The sequence below is a fragment of the Bradyrhizobium sp. 186 genome, from assembly GCF_023101685.1.
GTDB lineage: Bacteria > Pseudomonadota > Alphaproteobacteria > Rhizobiales > Xanthobacteraceae > Bradyrhizobium.
Genome location: NZ_CP082164.1, coordinates 3,922,316 through 3,940,428 on the forward strand (window position 1 = coordinate 3,922,316; position 18,113 = coordinate 3,940,428).

The 18,113-nt window shown below is 63.5% G+C and carries 18 protein-coding genes; 13 read left to right on the forward strand and 5 right to left on the reverse strand.

Annotation, left to right across the window (positions count from 1 at the left end; translation table 11 throughout):
• Nucleotides 1–106: 106 nt before the first annotated feature.
• The 7 genes from IVB18_RS18660 (at nt 107) to IVB18_RS18690 (ending at nt 6,397) form a co-directional block, all read left to right on the forward strand.
• Nucleotides 107–1,366, forward strand: a complete 1,260-nt coding sequence (locus IVB18_RS18660; protein WP_247990468.1) for an ABC transporter substrate-binding protein — start codon at nt 107–109, stop codon at nt 1,364–1,366.
• Between the two features lie 90 nt (nt 1,367–1,456).
• Nucleotides 1,457–2,359 carry a branched-chain amino acid ABC transporter permease gene (locus tag IVB18_RS18665; RefSeq protein WP_247990469.1) on the forward strand — a complete coding sequence of 301 codons (903 nt, stop codon included), beginning with the start codon at nt 1,457–1,459 and terminating at the stop codon, nt 2,357–2,359.
• Entirely contained in the window at nt 2,356–3,375 is a 1,020-nt protein-coding gene (locus IVB18_RS18670; RefSeq protein ID WP_247990470.1) for a branched-chain amino acid ABC transporter permease, read from the forward strand. Before IVB18_RS18665 ends, IVB18_RS18670 begins: the two co-directional genes overlap by 4 nt.
• A 2-nt stretch (nt 3,376–3,377) precedes the next feature.
• On the forward strand, nt 3,378–4,133 hold the full coding sequence (locus IVB18_RS18675; RefSeq protein ID WP_247990471.1) for an ABC transporter ATP-binding protein: 756 nt from the start codon (nt 3,378–3,380) through the stop codon (nt 4,131–4,133).
• On the forward strand, nt 4,130–4,843 hold the full coding sequence (locus tag IVB18_RS18680; protein ID WP_247990472.1) for an ABC transporter ATP-binding protein: 714 nt from the start codon (nt 4,130–4,132) through the stop codon (nt 4,841–4,843). Before IVB18_RS18675 ends, IVB18_RS18680 begins: the two co-directional genes overlap by 4 nt.
• Before the next feature lie 168 nt (nt 4,844–5,011).
• Nucleotides 5,012–5,230 carry a hypothetical protein gene (locus tag IVB18_RS18685; protein ID WP_247990473.1) on the forward strand — a complete coding sequence of 73 codons (219 nt, stop codon included), beginning with the start codon at nt 5,012–5,014 and terminating at the stop codon, nt 5,228–5,230.
• Between the two features lie 108 nt (nt 5,231–5,338).
• Entirely contained in the window at nt 5,339–6,397 is a 1,059-nt protein-coding gene (locus IVB18_RS18690; RefSeq protein ID WP_247990474.1) for a putative sulfate exporter family transporter, read from the forward strand.
• A 196-nt stretch (nt 6,398–6,593) separates the two neighbouring features.
• Here IVB18_RS18690 and IVB18_RS18695 read toward each other — a convergent pair whose 3' ends face one another.
• From IVB18_RS18695 to IVB18_RS18715, 5 genes are all read right to left on the reverse strand, one after another.
• Entirely contained in the window at nt 6,594–7,466 is an 873-nt protein-coding gene (locus IVB18_RS18695; protein WP_247990475.1) for an ABC transporter ATP-binding protein, read from the reverse strand.
• Nucleotides 7,463–8,365: an ABC transporter permease gene (locus IVB18_RS18700; protein WP_247990476.1), complete on the reverse strand. Its 903-nt coding sequence runs from the start codon at nt 8,363–8,365 to the stop codon at nt 7,463–7,465. The genes IVB18_RS18695 and IVB18_RS18700 overlap by 4 nt, the downstream gene beginning before the upstream one ends.
• Nucleotides 8,362–9,783 carry an ABC transporter substrate-binding protein gene (locus IVB18_RS18705; RefSeq protein WP_247990477.1) on the reverse strand — a complete coding sequence of 474 codons (1,422 nt, stop codon included), beginning with the start codon at nt 9,781–9,783 and terminating at the stop codon, nt 8,362–8,364. The genes IVB18_RS18700 and IVB18_RS18705 overlap by 4 nt, the downstream gene beginning before the upstream one ends.
• Before the next feature lie 165 nt (nt 9,784–9,948).
• Nucleotides 9,949–10,725, reverse strand: coding sequence for a Crp/Fnr family transcriptional regulator (locus tag IVB18_RS18710; protein WP_247990478.1), 777 nt, complete (start codon nt 10,723–10,725; stop codon nt 9,949–9,951).
• Between the two features lie 300 nt (nt 10,726–11,025).
• A complete protein-coding gene (locus tag IVB18_RS18715) occupies nt 11,026–11,331 on the reverse strand; it encodes a gamma-butyrobetaine hydroxylase-like domain-containing protein (RefSeq protein ID WP_247990479.1) in 306 nt (101 codons plus the stop codon).
• A gap of 223 nt (nt 11,332–11,554) precedes the next feature.
• Between IVB18_RS18715 and IVB18_RS18720 the strand changes: the two genes are divergently transcribed.
• From IVB18_RS18720 to ytfQ, 6 genes are all read left to right on the forward strand, one after another.
• Nucleotides 11,555–12,328, forward strand: a complete 774-nt coding sequence (locus IVB18_RS18720) for a ferredoxin--NADP reductase (RefSeq protein WP_247990480.1) — start codon at nt 11,555–11,557, stop codon at nt 12,326–12,328.
• Between the two features lie 103 nt (nt 12,329–12,431).
• Nucleotides 12,432–14,174: a fumarate reductase/succinate dehydrogenase flavoprotein subunit gene (locus IVB18_RS18725; RefSeq protein ID WP_247990481.1), complete on the forward strand. Its 1,743-nt coding sequence runs from the start codon at nt 12,432–12,434 to the stop codon at nt 14,172–14,174.
• 34 nt (nt 14,175–14,208) lie between these two features.
• On the forward strand, nt 14,209–14,442 hold the full coding sequence (locus tag IVB18_RS18730; protein ID WP_008141081.1) for a ferredoxin family protein: 234 nt from the start codon (nt 14,209–14,211) through the stop codon (nt 14,440–14,442).
• A gap of 2 nt (nt 14,443–14,444) precedes the next feature.
• A complete protein-coding gene (locus tag IVB18_RS18735) occupies nt 14,445–15,422 on the forward strand; it encodes a HEAT repeat domain-containing protein (RefSeq protein WP_247990482.1) in 978 nt (325 codons plus the stop codon).
• A gap of 113 nt (nt 15,423–15,535) precedes the next feature.
• Nucleotides 15,536–16,708 (forward strand): fumarylacetoacetate hydrolase family protein, encoded by a 1,173-nt coding sequence (locus tag IVB18_RS18740; protein ID WP_247990483.1) that lies wholly within the window; start codon nt 15,536–15,538, stop codon nt 16,706–16,708.
• A 378-nt stretch (nt 16,709–17,086) separates the two neighbouring features.
• Complete coding sequence (ytfQ, locus tag IVB18_RS18745; protein ID WP_247990484.1) at nt 17,087–18,052, forward strand: galactofuranose ABC transporter, galactofuranose-binding protein YtfQ; 966 nt, start codon at nt 17,087–17,089, stop codon at nt 18,050–18,052.
• The last annotated feature ends 61 nt before the right edge of the window (nt 18,053–18,113 follow it).

An 18,113-nucleotide genomic window follows, 5' to 3' on the forward strand; every position in this document is an offset into this window, starting at 1 on the left:
CTTTGGCTTGACGTCACCCCCCGCCTCTGAAATCCTCGGGAACACGGAGACGAAACGATCTCCGGCAGGAATCAGGGAACGCCGACCCGACAGAGGGAGGGAAAACATGACGAGAACCCGCACGCCGGGCATCAGCCGCCGTTCAACGCTGGCGCTGATGGGCGCCGGTGCGATGAGTGTTGCCGCGCCATGGGTGGCGCGCGCGCAAGCCAAGACCATCAGGATCGGCATGCCGACGATTCTGTCGGGCCGTGTGGCACAGCTCGGCACGTCGTCGCGCAATGCGGTGATGCTCGAGGTCGAGAAGGTCAACGCCGCCGGCGGCCTCGCCGGCCGGCAGATCGAGATGGTGACCCGCGACTCCAAGGGCCAGCCGCAGGAAGCCGCCCGCGTCGCACGCGAGCTCGTCAACACCGACGGCTGCGAGCTCATGATCGATGCCGAAGCGTCGTCCGGCGCGTTCGCGGTGCACGAGGTCGCACGCGACCTCGGCGTATTCTGCATCCACACCAATTCGGAAACCTCGGCGCTGACGGCCGATCCGAAGCAGCACATCCCGAACGCCTTCCGTACTGCGCGACAGGGCGTGCACGACTCCATCGTCGGCGGCAGCTATGCGGCGGCGATCGCCAAGACAAAAGGCCTGAAGAAATGGGCGACTTGCTCGCCGGACTACGCCTATGGCCGCGACACCACGGGAGAGTTCACTCTGTATCTCAAGCGCTTTGCGCCCGACGTCGAGATCATCAGCGAGTCCTGGCCAAAGCTGTTCCAGCCCGACTACACCGAGGTCGTGACCAAGATCCTGCAGGCGAAGCCGCAGGCGCTCTACTCCTGCCTCTGGGGCGGTGATCTCACCTCCTACATCGATCAGGCCAACATCTACGCGATGTTCGGCCAGATGGAGGTGTTCGCGGTCAACATGGCCGACTACACCGCGCTCACGGTGGTGAAGAACCTGCCGAAGGGCATTCACTCCGGCAATCGCTACATCAAGACATTTCCGGCGACGCCGGAGAATGCTGCGTGGGGCGATGCCTACAAGGCCAAGTACAGCGAGTACCCAACCAACTGGTCGTGGGAGAACGCCACCGCCGTGATGCTGATGGCGGAAGCCGCGAAGAAGGCCAACTCGGCCGACGGCAAGAAGCTTGCCGAAGTCATGCGCGGATTGACCATCAAATGTCCCTTCGGCGCCGACGGCACCGTGACCATGCGCGGCGAGGACCAGACCCTAATCGGGTACGCGATCGGTTGGGGCACCACGATCCCGCAAGAGCCTTATGTGCCGGAGGTCAAGGCCGGCGACTGGAAGACCATTCTCGAGCTCGAAGCCGAGTGGAAGAAGAGCAAGGGCTACACCTGATCACGCGCAAGGCGGAGACGGCTGACCGTCTCCGCCGGTTTCGTTTGGTTTTCCGCGCCGGGCTCGGTGCGACGCAATGAAAGTGCTCCCGTGGATCTCGACGCGCTTGCCGGCTGCCTCTCCAGTTCCTCCTGCCTGGTGACGCAAACCACCAGCGGGCTCATCATCGGCATGTTGCTGTTCCTGGTCGCGGTCGGGCTGACGCTGATCTTCGGCGTGCTCAAGATCGTCAATTTCAGCCACGGCGCCTTCTATATGTTCGGCGCCTATTTTGCGATGACGGCCTATCAGCTCACCGGCAGCTTTGCGCTGGCGATGGTCTGCGGTGCGGCCGGCACCGCGATTCTCGGCCTGGTGTTCGAGCGCGTGTTTATGAGCCGCGTCTATGGCGCCGACGTGCTGATGCAGCTCCTGGTCTGCTACGCCTTCGTGCTGATTTTCGACGACGTCGTGCGGCTGATCTGGGGACCGGAATTCAAGTCGATGGGCATGCCGGCGGCGTTCCAGGTGATGCCGCTGTTCATCGCCGGCGGCGTGGTGCCGCCTTATTATCTGCTGCTGATCGGCGTCGCGCTTGCGGTCGCCGTCGTGCTTGGCCTTGGCCTGTCGCGCAGCCGCATCGGCAAGGTGATCCGCGCGGCCGCGCATAATCCGGGCATGGTGTCCGCGCTCGGCATCAACACCGGGCTGATCTATGGCGGGGTATTCGCGCTCGGCGGCATGCTGGCCGGCCTTGCCGGCGCGCTCGCGGCGCCCGTGCGGTCGCTGACCCCCGGCATGGGATTTTCGGTGCTGATCGAATCCTTCATCGTCACCGTGATCGGCGGTATGGGCTCGATCCTCGGCGCTCTCGTCGGCGCACTGCTGATCGGCCTGATCCGTTCGTTCGGCTCGCTCGGCTTTCCCCTGTTCACGGAAGGCCTGATGTATCTGTTCATGGTGATCGTGCTGGTCTCGAAGCCCACCGGCCTGTTCGGCAAGGAGGCGGCATGACCGAGCTCGAAGCCGGACGCGCCGAGAGGCTGGCGCCGGTGCGCAACGGCGCGGTGCTGCAACGCTATCGCGACGTCCTGATCGCGCTGATCGCCTTCGTCGTGCTGGCGAGCCTGCCGATGTTCACCGGCAGCAAGGCGCTGCTCGATTTCGTCATCCGCTGCTCGGCCTACGGCCTGTTCGCGACCTCGCTCAACCTGCTGGTCGGCTACACCGGCCTGACCTCGTTCGGCCACGGCATGTTCTTCGGCCTCGGCGCCTACGGTTTTGGTCTGATCATGCAGCGGCTCGGCTTGCCGATCCCGGTGGCCTTCGTCGCGACGCTCGCGATCACCGCGGTAATCGCCGCCGTTATCGGTGCGATCTGCGTACGGCTGAAGGACATCTACTTCGCCTTCGTCACGCTCGCCTTCCAGATGCTGATCCACTCGACTATCCTGTCCTGGGCCTCCTTCACCGGCGGTGACCAGGGCCTGCGCGGTGGCATTCCGCGGCCGGCGTTCCTCGGCATCGATCTTGCCAACCACGTTCATCTCTATGTTGCGAGCTGCGCGCTGCTGATCCTCGGCCTGCTCGCGATGCGCCAGATCGCGCAATCGCCGTTCGGCTACACGCTGCGCATGATCCGCGACAACGCCGCGCGCGCGAGCTTCCTCGGCATCGATGTCTGGCGCGCAAAACTCACCGTCTTCGTGCTGGCGGCGCTGTTTGCGTCGATGGGCGGCATGGTGATGGCGTTGTTCGTCTCCGGTGCCTATCCGGAATTCGCCTACTGGACCATTTCGGGCGAGGGCATCTTCATCAACATGCTCGGTGGCGTCTCGACCTTCCTGGGGCCGATGGTCGGCACCGTGCTGCTGCTGCTGCTCAACGACACCGTCACGCGGTACACCGAGTACCACGGCATCGTGCTCGGCGTGGTCATCCTGTTCTTCGCGCTCGGCCTGCGCAAAGGCCTGCTGGATTTCGTCGCCGAATGGTTCGCGCACCGGCGCGATGCAGGCGGGGGGCGCTAGCGATGCTTGAGATCCGCAAGCTCGCGAAATCCTTCGGCGGCGTGAAGGCGACCAACGACGTCACGCTCGATTTCCCCGACGGCTCGCTCACCGCCGTGATCGGCCCGAACGGTGCGGGCAAGAGCACCTTCTTCAACCTGATCACCGGCGCGCTGAAGCCGGACTCGGGCCAGGTCCTGCTCGACGGCGTCGATCTCGCCGGGTGCTCGCCGCCGGAGATCGTCCGTCATGGCATCGGCCGCGCGTTCCAGGTTGCCAGCATCTTCAAATCGCTCACGGTGCAGGAGACCATGCTTGCCGCCGTGAGCGCCGACCAGCGCTCTTCCGCGGTGCTGCACAAGCGCTTCCCCTTGCCCGAGACGCGCGACCGCGCCGAGCATGTGATGGAGCTGCTGGGCTTGGCCGGCAAGCGCAACCGCACCGCCGCAACGCTCTCGCATGGCGACCAGAAGCTGCTCGATATCGCGCTGGCGCTGGTGCTCCAACCGAAAGTTCTGCTGCTGGACGAGCCGACGGCCGGCATGGGCCCAGAAGAGCGTTGGCGCATGATCGACAAGGTGCGCGAGCTCTGGGAGGCGCAGAAAATCACGGTCGTGTTCATCGAACACGACATGGACATCGTGTTCAAGATCGCGCCGAAGATCGTCGTGCTCTGTTATGGCCGTATCCTTGCGACCGGAACGCCGGACGAGATCCGCAACAACAGCGCCGTCATTGAGGCCTATCTCGGCACTGAACATGCGGGAGCCGCTGCATGAGTGCCGCAATCATCGAAGTCGCCGATCTCGACGTCTATTACGGCACCAGCCAGATCCTGTTCGGCGTCGCCCTCGCCGTGCGGCAGGGCGAAACCATGGCGCTTCTCGGGCGCAACGGCGCTGGCAAGTCCACCACCATGAAGGCGATCATGGGACTGGCACCGCCACGGCGCGGCAAGGTCAGCCTGCGCGGTGCTGTGATCTCCGGCCTCAAGCCGCATGCGATCGCGCGCGCCGGCCTCGGCTTCGTGCCGGAGGACCGCCAGATCTTTCCGGAGCACACGGTCGAGGACAATCTCGTCATCGGCAGGAAGCGCGGGCCCGACGGCCAGGACGAATGGCCGATCAAGCGCATCTACGACGTCTTCCCGCTGCTTGAGCCCTTGCGCCATCGCATTGCGGGCCGCCTCTCGGGCGGCGAGCAGCAGATGCTCGCGATCGCGCGCACGCTGATGGGCAATCCGGCGCTGCTCCTGCTGGACGAGCCGAGCGAGGGGCTCGCGCCGATCATCGTTCAGCGGATCGGCGAACTTCTGCGGCAGCTGCGCAGCATCGGATCGACCGTGCTGATTGCCGAGCAGAACATGCATTTCTGCCTGGGCCTTGCGAGCCACGCCACGGTGATCGACAAGGGGCAGATCGTCTATGCCGCCGGGATCGATGAGCTGAAGGCCAACGACGCGATCCGCCGCCGTTATCTGGCGCTGTAGCCGGAGCTCCGGGCCGCCAAAGGCGGTCAAAAGAAGAAAACTATTGCCTCGGATCGCCCCGGCGGAAGGAGTTTCCCCTCCAGGGCGAGAAAAAGCCAATCGCTTCCATTGCCGTTTGGGGCCGAAACGACGACATTTCGGTCACAGATTGATGGATTGGCTACGCATATGGAACGCACTGGATTTGAGCCCTTCGGCGAGCGCCTGGTGTCCGCGACGGACACCCAGCCGCAGTCGCGCGCGTCAAAACTCCTGCTGCGGGCCGGCACCGGCCTGTTCTGGTCGCTGGTGGCGGGGATCGTGCTGGCGCGTGCGGCCTTCTTCGAGCCCGGCGTCTATGACGGCTTCAGCCGCGTGGCCTCGCTCGCAAAGAGCCTGATCTTCTAAGCCCGATCTCGGCCTGAGGACAGAACTTCCCTCGGCCCTGATATGTCGAAAACTTATTCCCCAAACGAGCGAGCCTGCGTATAAATCCTTCTCCTCCGGGAGAGATTTGTGTCGCAGAATCAAGCATCCAGTTCGGCCGACGCCAAGCCGACCACCGCCGCAAGCCGCATTGCCGCGCTGATTCCGGGCATTCTCCTCTGCATCGCCGTAGCCGGCGTCTCGGCCCTGCTCGAGCGGGCGGAGCTCGGCGTGTTCGAGCATCCCTATGTCGAGGCGCTGGTGATGGCGATCCTGCTCGGCATGGCCCTGCGCAGCTTCTGGAAGCCCGCGCCGCGCTGGCAGTCCGGCATCGCCTTCAGCGCCAAGCAGCTGCTCGAAGTCGCTGTCATGCTGCTCGGCGCCTCCATCAGCTTTGCGGCGATCGCCGCCTCAGGCGTTGCGCTGCTCGCCTCCATCGCAGCGGTCGTCATGGTCGCGCTCTGCGTTTCATTTGGGCTGAGCCGGATGCTCGGCCTGTCGACGCGGCTGTCGATCCTGATCGCCTGCGGCAACTCTATCTGCGGCAATTCGGCGATCGCGGCGGTGGCGCCGATCATCGGTGCGAACAACGACGAGATCGCATCCTCGATCTCCTTCACCGCGATCCTCGGCGTCATGATGGTGCTGGGGCTGCCGCTGCTGATTCCGCTGCTGCAACTGTCCGCCACGCAATACGGCATCCTCGCAGGCCTCACCGTCTACGCGGTCCCGCAAGTGCTAGCCGCAACGGTGCCGGCGGGGCTCGTCAGCACGCAGATCGGCACGCTGGTCAAGCTGATGCGCGTGCTCATGCTCGGGCCCGTCGTCGTCGGCCTCTCGCTGGTCGCCTCGCGCTGGCAAAGCGGCGCGAAGAAGGCCAATGTCGGCTTCTTCCGCCTGGTGCCCTGGTTCATCCTGGGCTTCCTCGTGCTTGCGACATTGCGCTCGCTCGAGATTGTGCCTGCCACGGTGATCGGACCCGTGACGAAGATCACGAGTTTCCTCACGGTGGTGTCGATGGCCGCGCTAGGCTTAGGTGTCGACGTGCGCGTGCTCGCCAATGTCGGCGGCCGGGTGACGGCCGCGGTGACACTGTCGCTGATGCTGCTGCTCGGGATCAGCATCGCGTTGGTGCACTGGTTCAAGTGAGGGGCGGACAGTGCACCCTCTCCCGTTGTGGCCCCTTGTGGGAGAGGGTGGCTTCGCGATAAGCGAAGCCGGGTGAGGGGTTCTCTCCGCGGATGATCTGTTGCAGTGAACGTGCGGAGAGGACCCCTCATTCGGCGCTTCGCGCCTTCTCCCACAAGGGGAGAAGGAAAAGCACCGCGCAAGCTCGAGAGAATCGTTAAATCACATCCGCCAGCGAGTGCCCATGCAGCTCGATGTTCAATCCCTGCATGCCGAGATCGGTGATCTCGCCGCCCATCGCCTTGATGCTTTCCTCGCGGATCAAAGACATCAATCCACGGCGCAGCGCCAAAAACTCCGACGACATCATCATCGATTGCTGCCGCGGCCGCTCCAGCGGGATCGGGATTTCGGCCTTGATCGAGCCGGGGCGCGCGGTCATGCAGTAGACGCGGTCGGAGAGGAAAATCGCCTCGTCGATGTCGTGGGTGACGAACAGCACCGAGATTTTTAGCCGCTGCCACATGTTGGTGAGGATCTGCTGCATGATGACACGGGTTTGCGCGTCCAGCGCGCCGAAGGGCTCGTCGAGCAGCAGCACCTTCGGCCCGGTGGCGAGTGCACGGACGATGCCGACGCGCTGCTTCATGCCGCCGGAGAGCTTTTCCGGATAATGCTTCTCGAAGGCGTCCAGCCCGGCCAGCCCAAGCAGCGTGCGTGCGGCGCGTTCGCGCTGTGAGCGCGGCATGCCGCGCATCTTCAGGCCGAACTCGACATTCTCCCGCACCGTCTTCCAGGGAAACAGTGAATATTGCTGGAACACCATGCCGCGCTCGGCGCTCGGCCCATTGACCTTCTCGCCGTCGACGGTGACCACGCCGGTGGTCGGTTTGAGGAAGCCCGCGACGGCATTAAGCAGCGTCGATTTCCCGCAGCCGGAGGGGCCGACGATCGAGACGAACTCGCCCGGCTTCACGTGGATCTGCGTATCGGTGACGGCCTGAACCGGTCCCTCAATGCTCTCATAGCTGAGCGAGAAATTCCTGACCTCGATATGGCCCTGCGGTGCTTTGGTCAGGATCTCTTTCATTTTTGTCCCCACGGCATCACCAGTTGTCCGGCGCCCCGGATCAGCAGGCTCGATCCAAGACCGAGCACGCCGATCGCGATCATGCCGAGCGCGATATCGGCATACTGGACCAGCGAATAGGCCTCCCAGGTGAAATAGCCGATGCCGTATTGGCCCGAGATCATCTCGGCCGCGATCAGCGACACCCAGGCGACGCCCATGCCGACGGTGAGGCCCGTGAAAATGTGCGGCAGCGAGGCCGGAAAATACACCTCGCGGAAGATCGAGCGTTCGCGCGCGCCGAGACATTGCGCGGCGCGCACCAGCACGGGATCGACCAGTGACATGCCATGCAGCGTATTGATCAGGATCGGGAAGAACGAGCCGAGGAAGGTGATGAAGACGATGCTCTGCTCGTTGGTGGGCCACAGCATGATTGCCATCGGCACCCAGGCGATCGCCGGAATCGGCCGCAGCACCTCCGCCACCGGGAAGATGATCTCATGGACAAGCTTGAAGCGGCCCATGATCAGGCCGAGCGGCACGCCGACGATTGCGGCAAGCGAGAAGCCGAAGAAGATGCGCCGGCAGCTCAGCAGGATGTGCATCAGGAAATGGGGATCGTGGATCGCCTTGGTGAAGCTCGCATAGACCGCGAGCGGCGAGGGCACGTTGGTGAAACGCACGAAGAATACGACGCGATAGGTCGTGAGCAGGTGCCACACCAGCAGGAAGGCGAGTAGCGAGATGATGCCGATCGCGGTCGCGCGCAGCCCGCCGCGGTTGAGCCGGTACCAGCGCAGCGCGAGCGTGCCGAAGGAGGCCGGCGTCGCGGGCGGTGCGGCGGGCGCGGGATCCGCCTCCGCGGTTACTGCTGGCATGCTGTCCTCGCGATGTCTGAGGATGGCGGGACTGCTCACGTCTTGCCTCCGCTGACCGCCGCCTTCACCGCGTCATCGAAGCCGAGCACCTTGCCGCTGATCTTGGCCGCATAGGCTTCGGCGTCCTTCTTCAGGAGAAATGGCGCGACGTCGCCATTGCCGACCGCAAAGAAGGCCTGGTCGGCAAACAGCTTGATGCCGCGCGTGGTGTCGAAGACGTAGGCGACGTTGATCTTCTTGCCCTTGGCCTTGAAGTCGGCATAGGCGCCGAGCGTGCAGCTCGCCGACGAGAAGGGCAGGATACCGGCCTCGTCGACCCAGACCTCACCCGCCTTGCGCGGATCGGTGATCGGCTTCTTGCAGAAAGAATCTTCGCCTGTGATTTCGTAGTTCTTGGTGCTCGCAAGCTGCGCGTCATAGTCGAGCTTCATCTCGGCATAGGCCTTGCGGATGTAGGAATCGTCGACCCATTTCTTCGGGTCGAACTCCTTCATGCGGCCGAGGCTTTGCAACACCTTGACGTCGGTCGTGGCTGCATCGATCAGCGCCGGCTTGATCGTGGGATCGGTGGTCATGTTGCCGCTGGGGCCGAGGAAGATGTAGACGACCTCCTTGTTGATGCCGGTCCATTCCTGAATCTTTTCCGCAGCGAGCTTGGGATCGTCGCGCAGCCACTGATTGGCGGCGGTGACCGCCTTCAGGTAGGCGACGACGACTTCAGGATATTTCTCCGCGAAATCGGTGCGGACCACGATGCCGTGGAAGGTCGGCAAATTGGTCTCCACGCCGTCAAAGATCTTGCGCGCGAATCCGCGGAACGGCAGCAGTTCGGCGAACGGGACGAAGTCGGCGTGCGCGTCGATCTTTTTCTCCTGGAGATTGGTCGAGCCGACTTCAGGGCTCTGGCTGACGAGCTGGAAGAAATCGGACGCGTAGCCGCGATCCTGCATCGCCTTCAGCACCATGCCGTGCGCGGCGGAGCCGAAGGGCACGCTGACCAGCTTGCCCTTGAGATCGGCGAGATCGTAATAGGGCGAGTCCTTGTGGACGACGATGCCATTGCCTGAGCCGGAGAGGCTGTAGGCCGCGATGCCGATCAGCCGGCTCTTGCTTTCAGGATTGGTCTCGAAGGTGAAGCCGTTCACGATCAGCGGATAGTCGCCCATCATGCCGATCTGGAGCTTGTTCGCCATCATCGCATTGGTGACGGGCGGACCGGACGTGAAATTCTGCCACTCCAGCTCGAACTTGATGTTGGCGTATTTGCCGTCCTTCGGCAGGTATTTTTCGAGGAGATGCAATTGCCGGATGACGACGCCGGCGGTCACCGTGTTGGTCGTGGTGTCCTGCGTCCCGATGCCGAGCGTGACAGTTTCCGCCGAAGCCGGCTGCGCGAGGAGAAGCGCCAGCGACGTCACCGACATCGCGATCGAAAGCGTGGGAAGATGGCGGACCATTCTCATCCTCATTCGGTTGGATGTGCTGTGGTTGCCATGATTGGGTGAGGGCGCGGACAGGGCAAATCCGGAATTACTGCCGCAGTCGATTAGTTGCCGGGAAAAGCCGATTGCATACTCCTTGGGCAATCCTGCACTTTAAAGCCGCTTGCCTGTGCATCGGTCCTAGTCGCCCGCCTGTCCACGCATCTCCTCGAGCACGTCGGGTCGGCAGACCACGATCTGGGAGCGTCTGGTCAGGACGATTCCCTTCTCCTGCATGCGCTTCAGGCTGATTGTGACCCACTGCCTGGTGGCGCCGACCATGTGGGCGATGTCGGCATGGGTGAAGGCGGCGGCGATCACCCGGCCGTCGGCATCCTCGACCCCGTAGAGGTCGACGAGATGCAGCAGCAGGTGCGCAAGGCGCTGTGTGATCGAGCGCGTTCCCAGCATCTGGGCCAGCGCCGAGTAGCACTTGCCCTTGAAGGTCAGGCCCTCGATCAGGCCGATCGCGAGATTCGGGATCTCCACGGCGAGCGTGCGCAGTTCTTTTCCGGGCAGGTGCACGACACTGCAATTGCTGGATGCAACACCGGACCATTGATGCACGGTGCCTTCGAACACTTCGGGCCCGCCGACGAAGTTGCCGACATGCCAATAGGCCAGCGTGATCTCGCGCCCCAAAGGCGAAGTGTAGAACACGCGGATGCGGCCGCTCTCGATCAGCCAGATGCCGTCATGCTTGCCGCCCTGGCTGAACAGCGTCTGGCCGCGGTTGAGCACTTTTCGGCGGCCCTGCTTCAGCACCAGTCCCCGCTCGTGCTGGCTAAGCTTGTCCATCAGCGGCGGCGGTCCGCCGATCCACTGCTGGTTCTCGGTGAGCAGCAGCGAGGAGCCGCCGGCAGGCCGGACTGCTGGGGAAACGGTCCCGCGAACCGCATTGGCCGCCTGCAACATCATCCGCCTCCGGAACGTTTAAATCGTTCTAAAGAAGAGCAATGTCCGTGCCAGATGGGAAGGCGCCAACCTTCTGCGTCATTCCGGGATGCGCGCAAAGCGCGCAGGGTCGGAATCCATAACCACGAGCGGGGGGTTATGGATTCCGGGCTCGCCCTTCGGGCGCCCCGGAATGACGAGGTTTGATTGGCCAGAGTGCCCCTTCAACGTCGTTCTGCGCGCCGCTTTGCCAAATCCGACTTTCGCAACGGGCTCTTGGGGTAGTGGGTCCTGGCCTTCGCCAGGACGACACCGAGTATGGGACTAGCGCCCGGCCAAACTCAGCAGATACGGCTTCGGATAAATCCCCCGGTTATGCCCGTCCGAGAACGAGATGTTCAGGCCGTAGCCGAGATCACCGATCTCGGTGATGGCGATTCCCGGAAACCGCTCGGGGAAGCGGCCGTCGAAGCGGGCGCGGGTGCAGTGGGCGCATTTGCAGGAGAGGCGCAGCTGCTCGGCGGGCAGGCTGAGAGCGTCGTCCTGCGTCGTGCGCACGACGAGCGAGGCGAGATCGGCGCTGGCTTCGTAATCGGTCACGGTCGGCGTCACCAATGCGGTCATGGTCATGACGAACCTCCGACTCCTCTCTACGCCGGCTCGGTCGAGCGCGAATAGCAACTAATTGCCGGAGCAGGCGTGCGGCGCGGCCGGCTGTGTGGGCGTCGTTGCCTTGGTATCGATCACCGCACGCGAAATGTGAAACTAATCGACCGGGAATTTCAATTCGGCGTTGCCCGATTCCTCTGTCTCCGAAACCTTGCGCCCGATCGCGAGGATGGAGAGACGACGGATGAGCGCATTTCAGAAGGAAACGGTTCTGTCGGTCAGGCATTGGACCGACTCGCTGTTCAGCTTTACCGCGACGCGCGATCCCGGCTTTCGCTTCCAGAACGGCCAGTTCGCCATGATCGGGCTGGAGGTCGAGGGCAAGCCCTTGATGCGGGCCTACAGCATGGCGAGCGCCAATCACGAGGAGGAGCTCGAGTTCTTCTCGATCAAGGTTCAGGATGGCCCGCTGACCTCGCGTCTCCAGAAGATAAGAGAGGGTGATATCATCCTTGTCGGCCGCAAGGCCACGGGCACGCTGATCACCGGCAATCTCATTCCCGGCAAGCGCTTACTTCTGCTCTCGACCGGCACCGGGCTTGCGCCGTTCGCCAGCCTGATCAAGGATCCCGATGTCTACGAAAACTACGAGACGATCGTGCTCGCCCATGGCTGCCGCCAGGTCTCCGAGCTCGCCTATGGCGAGCAGCTTGTCGACGGTCTGCGCAATCACGAGTTCTTCGGGCCGCTGATCCGCGACAAGCTCGTCTATTACCCGACCGTCACCCGCGAGCCGTTCCGGAACCGCGGTCGCATCAGCGATCTGATCGCCTCCAACCAGCTCTTTGACGACATCGGCCAGTCCGGCCTCGATATCGAGACGGATCGCATCATGCTGTGCGGCAGCCCGGCGATGCTGGAGGAACTCCCCGCGATGTTTTCCGCGCACGGCTTTCTCGAGGGCAACCACAGCCAGCCCGGCCATTTCGTGATCGAAAAGGCCTTCGTCGAGCGGTGAGGACAAATCGCTCTGCGGCGACAACTAATTGCTATCGCCGGGAAGCCTGCTGAACAAATCTGCTGCAAAGGCACCGGACCTGCCGGCGAACCAGGAGCAAGCGATGGCACTAGATCAGATCGTCGACGGACTTTCGGAGGTTTCCTGCGATGTGCTGGTCATCGGCGGCGGCACCGCTGGCCCGATGGCGGCGCTGAAGGCGAAGCTGAAGAACCCGAAGGCCAATGTCGTCCTGCTCGAAAAGGCCAACGTCAAGCGCTCCGGGGCGATCTCGATGGGCATGGACGGCCTGAACAACGCCGTCATCCCCGGTTACGCGACGCCGGAGCAGTACACCAAGGAAATCACCATCGCCAATGACGGCATCGTCGACCAGAAGGCAGTCTATAAATACGCGCAGAACTGCTACAAGATCATCGAGGAGCTCGACAGCTTTGGGATCCGCTTCCTGAAGAACGAGAACGGCGACTACGCCGTGAAGAAGGTGCATCATATCGGCACCTACGTCCTGCCGATGCCGAATGGCGAGACCGTGAAGAAGGCGCTGTACCGCCAGCTCCGCCGTGCCCGCATCCTGATCTCCAACCGCTACATGGCGACACGCTTGCTGAAATCGGGGGACGGCCGCATCGCCGGGGCGATCAGTGTCAACACGCGCACCGCCGAGATCCTGGTGATCAAGGCCAAGGCGGTGATCCTGTGCATGGGCGCCGCCGGCCGGCTCGGTCTGCCGACCTCCGGCTACATGTTCGGGACCTACGAGAACGCCGCCAATTCCGGCGACGGCTATGCCATGGCCTATCACGCCGGTGCCGCGCTCGCGAACCTCGAATGCTACCAGATCAACCCGCTGATCAAGGACTACAACGGCCCGGCCTGCGCCTATGTCGCCGGTCCCTTCGGCGCCTTCACCGCCAACAACGAAGGCTCGCGCTTCATCGAATGCGACTACTGGTCGGGCCAGATGATGCTGGAGTTCTACAACGAGCTGTTGTCGGGCAAGGGGCCGGTTTTCCTCCAGCTCAAGCATCTTCACCCGGACACCATCTCCGAGATCGAATCCACGCTGCACAAGGTGGAGCGGCCGACGCGCGGTCTGTTCCAGCAGGGGCGCGGGGTCGACTACCGCAGCGAGTCGATCGAGATGCATATCTCCGAGATCGGCTTCTGCTCCGGCCACAGCGCGTCCGGCGTGTTCGTCGATGACAATGCCCGCACCACCGTGCCCGGCCTCTATGCTGCCGGCGACATGGCGAGCGTGCCGCACAACTACATGCTCGGCGCCTTCACCAACGGCTCGGTTGCCGGCATCGACGCGATGGAATTCGCGGACAGCCATGACTTCGCGGAGTTCGATGCAACAGAGGTTGCCAAGGAGCGTGACCGCGTGCTGGCGCCGACGAAGCGCGAGGACGGCATTCCGCCGAACCAGGTCGAATACAAGACCCGCCGCCTGGTGAACGACTATCTCCAGCCGCCAAAAGTCACGCGAAAATACGAGCTCGGCATGCGTCGCCTGGCCGAGGTGCGCGAGGACATGCAGGATCACATGATCGCCCGCAACGCGCACGAACTGCTCCGCGCTCTCGAAGTGCAGTCGATCATGGACTGCGCCGACATGGCGGCCCACGCCTCGCTGTACCGCGAGGAAAGCCGCTGGGGCCTCTATCACTGGCGCACGGATTTCCCGGAGAAGGACAACGAGAACTGGTTCTGCCACACGCTGCTGAGCAAGCAGGGCGGCAAGATGACCAGCGAGAAGCGCGCCGTGGAGCCCTATGTCGTCCCGATCGCCGACGACGAGAAGGATCTCTACGACAAGCAGCGCATCCGCGTCACCGCCTGATCCACCGCCAACTGCAAGCAACAGGAGACCAACGATGCCTCTCGCATCCTATCAGACATCGGTTCCGGTGGTCGTCGACGACGCCAAATGCATCGCGGACAAGGGCTGCACCGTGTGCGTCGACGTCTGCCCGCTCGACGTGCTCCGCATCAGCGACATGACCGGCAAGGCCTACATGGCCTATGACGAATGCTGGTACTGCATGCCCTGCGAGGCGGACTGCCCGACCGGCGCCGTCACCGTCAACATTCCCTATCTCCTGAGGTAGTCATGTCGAGCCCGTTCGAATCCTACGACGACCTCGAAGATGCGGACGAGCGGCTCCAGGCGGCCGATCCCGCCGAGCGCCGCGTCGCCATCATCGCACTCGGCCATTCCGGCGACTCAGCAGCCGTCCCGCATCTCGCCAACATGGTGGCTGATCCCGACGCTGGCGTGCGCCAGCAGGTCGCGATGGCGCTCGGCGAGTTCGACGGGCCGGAGGCCGCGAGCGCGCTGGTCAAGTTGCTGGTCGACCCCGAGAGGATCGTCGCGTCAGCCGCGGCCGACAGCATGGCGGAGTTCAAGGATCCCGCCTGCGCGGAAATCATCCTGCCGCTGGTCAAGCATGCCCACGCCTTCGTCCGCATGGGCGCGCTGCGCGCGCTGAAGGAGCTGCGCTGCAAGGACACGCTGAAGCCGGCGCTTGAAGCGCTCCAGGACACGGACGCCGCCGTGCGCGTGCAGGCGATCGGCGTGATCGGATTCCTGAAGCTCGAAGAATCCATCCCCGCGCTGACCGCGTTGATCAACGATCCCGACGCGCATGTGCGCCGTGCTGCGGTGAGCGCGTTGGCCTTCTCGCAGTTGAAGCCGGCGGCCGAGACGATCACCCGTGCGCTGAAGGATGCCGACTGGATGGTTCGCGAGATGGCCGCGGAGACGCTGGGCCTCAACGTTAACGGCGCGCTTGCTGCCGACCAACTCGTCGGCTCGCTTGCCGACGAATTCTGGCAGGTGCGGCTGAAGGTGATCCGCAGCCTTGGCAGGATGAAGATCGAGCGCGCGGTGCGCCCGATCGGCAACTGCATCAATCATGACCAGGCCAATCTGCGGAAGGAAGCCGCTGCGGCGCTCGGCGAGATTGCCCATCCCGACGGCGAGACATTCCTGGCTGTTATCGCCGACGACGCCGATCCCGACGTGCGCAAGAACGCACGTTGGGCACTCCAGCAGATCGCGGCGCGGAAGGCGCGGGCGGGGGCATAGCCGAGGTCGCGCGGCCGCTCTGGACATCCCCTGCCAGACCTTTATTGGTCTTCGCCAACGTGATTGGCCGCTGAGCGAACGCGGCCGATCCGAAAAAGAGCGAGGACACGGCCATGACGACACTGACTGCTAAGGATCTTCTCCCCGAGGACGGAACGCGGGGAACGCTGGTCGGCCGCGTCTGGCTGCCGCAGGCGAATGGCCCGGCCGTGGTCGCGGTGCGTAGCGACGGGGTCTTCGATGTCACCGCAAAATTCCCGACCATCAGCGCACTCTGCGAGGAAGACAATCCGGCCAAAGCGCTCGCCGCAACCAAGGGCGAGCGCATCGGCGATCTCGCCGCGATCGTGGCCAATACGGCGCCCGATCAGCGCGACCGCCAGAAGCCGTGGCTGCTTGCGCCGGTCGATCTCCAGACACTGAAGGCGGCCGGCGTCACCTTCGCCATCTCGATGCTGGAGCGCGTCATCGAGGAGCGAGCGAAGGGCAATCCGGCCTCGGCCGAAGCGATCCGCAAGGAAGTGACGCGGCTCATCGGCGATGATCTCTCCAAGCTCAAGCCGGGCTCGGACCAGGCGATGCATTTGAAGCAGGTGCTGATTGAGCAGAACGCCTGGAGCCAGTATCTCGAAGTCGGCATCGGCCCGGATGCCGAGGTCTTTACCAAGGCACCGACATTGTCATCGGTCGGTACCGGCATGGATGCCGGGCTGCATCCGAAATCGACCTGGAACAACCCGGAACCGGAGCTGGTGCTGTTCGTCTCGAGCCGCGGCAAGATCGTCGGCGGCGCACTCGGCAATGACGTCAATCTGCGCGACTTCGAAGGGCGTTCGGCGCTGCTGCTGTCGAAGGCCAAGGACAACAACGCCTCCTGCTCCATCGGCCCGTTGCTGCGCCTGTTCGACGACAGCTTCTCGCTCGACGACGCGCGGAAGCTGGATATCAGTCTGAACGTGAAGGGGGCGGACGGTTTTGTCCTCGACGGCCATTCCTCGATCAGCAAGATCAGCCGCGATCCCACCGATCTGGTTGAACAGACGATCGGGCCCGTGCATCAATACCCCGATGGTTTCGTGCTGTTCCTCGGCACGATGTTCGCGCCGGTCAAGGATCGCGATGCGCCGGGGCAGGGGTTCACGCACAAGCGCGATGACATCGTCACGATTGCAGCGCCGCAGCTCGGCAAGCTGGTCAACCGCATGCGCGGCAGCGACGAGTGCGAACCCTGGACCTTCGGCATCGGCGCGCTGATGAAGAATCTGGCGCAGCGGAAGCTGATCTAGCCAGCTTCACTTCTCCTGACTTACGGCAGGGCGGTTGCACCGGACGTCATGCCCGAGCTTGTCCCGGGCGTCCACGTTCTTCGTTCCGTGGGGTGAGGCGTGGATGGCCGGGACAAGCCCGGCCACGACGGTGTGGTGGCGGAAGGCCCGAGCCGCACACATTCTTTCATCTTCGCGTTGCAACTGCGGAACAAAATCGCGATGGGTGTTCATAGGACTGTCCGCCTTTGCGGACCGCGCCTCTCGCAAATAGTCAGATAATATGACTAGTCGGAACCCATCTTCCGTGAAATAGTGCCTCTCGCCGCCCTCAAGGGCGGTCTTCAGGTGCCATGTTACCAATCGGCGCCTGAGATAAACACTTGGGAGACACGCCTTATGAACCTCAAAGCCCTTTTTGCGGCCAGCGCCACGGCCGCGTTGCTGCTCGCGCTTCCGGCCAGCGCCGGCCAGCTCACCATCGGCTTCTCGCAGATCGGATCGGAATCCGGCTGGCGCGCGGCCGAGACCTCGGTCTCCAAGCAGGAAGCCGCCAAGCGCCAGGTCAATCTCAAGATTGCCGACGCGCAGCAGAAGCAGGAGAACCAGATCAAGGCGATCCGCTCCTTCATCGCGCAAAACGTCGATGCCATCTTCCTCGCGCCCGTCGTTTCGACCGGCTGGGATTCGGTGCTGAAGGAAGCCAAGGAGGCCAAGATCCCGGTCGTGCTGCTCGACCGCGACATCGATCCCTCCGGCAAGGAGCTCTATCTCACCGCCGTGACCTCGGACAGCGTGCACGAAGGCGAAGTCGCCGGCGATTGGCTGGCGAAGACCGTCGGCGGCAAGGCCTGCAACGTCGTCGAATTGCAGGGCACCGTCGGCGCGAGCGTCGCCGCCAACCGCAAGAAGGGTTTTGACACTGCCATCGCCAAACATTCGAACCTGAAGGTCGTGCGCAGCCAGACCGGCGACTTCACCCGGGCCAAGGGCAAAGAGGTGATGGAGAGCTTCATCAAGGCGGAAGGCGGCGGCAAGTCGATCTGCGCGGTCTATGCGCACAATGACGACATGATGGTCGGCGCGATCCAGGCGATGAAGGAAGCCGGCCTCAAGCCGGGCAAGGAGATCCTCACCGTCTCGATCGACGCGGTCCCGGATATCTTCAAGGCGATGGTCGCCGGCGAAGCCAATGCTACGGTCGAGCTGACGCCGAACATGGCAGGCCCCGCGCTCGATGCCATCGCGGCCTTCAAGGACAAGGGCGCCACTCCGCCAAAGTGGATCCAGACGGACTCGAAGCTCTTCACTGCCGCCGACGATCCGCAGAAGATTTACGACAGCAAGAAGGGCCTCGGTTACTGAGGTTGGACGCACTGCTGCGACCGCCGCTTGGGCGGTCCGGCGGTGCAACCTCTTCGAAATC

Excerpts from the sequence above, each read along its gene's own strand:
- IVB18_RS18660 (WP_247990468.1), top strand. The coding sequence starts at position 107 with ATGACGAGAACCCGCACGCCGGGCATCAGCCGCCGTTCAACGCTGGCG.
- IVB18_RS18670 (WP_247990470.1), top strand. The coding sequence starts at position 2,356 with ATGACCGAGCTCGAAGCCGGACGCGCCGAGAGGCTGGCGCCGGTGCGC.
- IVB18_RS18675 (WP_247990471.1), top strand. The coding sequence starts at position 3,378 with ATGCTTGAGATCCGCAAGCTCGCGAAATCCTTCGGCGGCGTGAAGGCG.
- IVB18_RS18680 (WP_247990472.1), top strand. The coding sequence starts at position 4,130 with ATGAGTGCCGCAATCATCGAAGTCGCCGATCTCGACGTCTATTACGGC.
- IVB18_RS18685 (WP_247990473.1), top strand. The coding sequence starts at position 5,012 with ATGGAACGCACTGGATTTGAGCCCTTCGGCGAGCGCCTGGTGTCCGCG.
- IVB18_RS18695 (WP_247990475.1), bottom strand. The coding sequence starts at position 7,466 with ATGAAAGAGATCCTGACCAAAGCACCGCAGGGCCATATCGAGGTCAGG.
- IVB18_RS18705 (WP_247990477.1), bottom strand. The coding sequence starts at position 9,783 with ATGGTCCGCCATCTTCCCACGCTTTCGATCGCGATGTCGGTGACGTCG.
- IVB18_RS18710 (WP_247990478.1), bottom strand. The coding sequence starts at position 10,725 with ATGATGTTGCAGGCGGCCAATGCGGTTCGCGGGACCGTTTCCCCAGCA.
- IVB18_RS18715 (WP_247990479.1), bottom strand. The coding sequence starts at position 11,331 with ATGACCATGACCGCATTGGTGACGCCGACCGTGACCGATTACGAAGCC.
- IVB18_RS18720 (WP_247990480.1), top strand. The coding sequence starts at position 11,555 with ATGAGCGCATTTCAGAAGGAAACGGTTCTGTCGGTCAGGCATTGGACC.
- IVB18_RS18725 (WP_247990481.1), top strand. The coding sequence starts at position 12,432 with ATGGCACTAGATCAGATCGTCGACGGACTTTCGGAGGTTTCCTGCGAT.
- IVB18_RS18730 (WP_008141081.1), top strand. The coding sequence starts at position 14,209 with ATGCCTCTCGCATCCTATCAGACATCGGTTCCGGTGGTCGTCGACGAC.
- IVB18_RS18735 (WP_247990482.1), top strand. The coding sequence starts at position 14,445 with ATGTCGAGCCCGTTCGAATCCTACGACGACCTCGAAGATGCGGACGAG.
- IVB18_RS18740 (WP_247990483.1), top strand. The coding sequence starts at position 15,536 with ATGACGACACTGACTGCTAAGGATCTTCTCCCCGAGGACGGAACGCGG.
- ytfQ (WP_247990484.1), top strand. The coding sequence starts at position 17,087 with ATGAACCTCAAAGCCCTTTTTGCGGCCAGCGCCACGGCCGCGTTGCTG.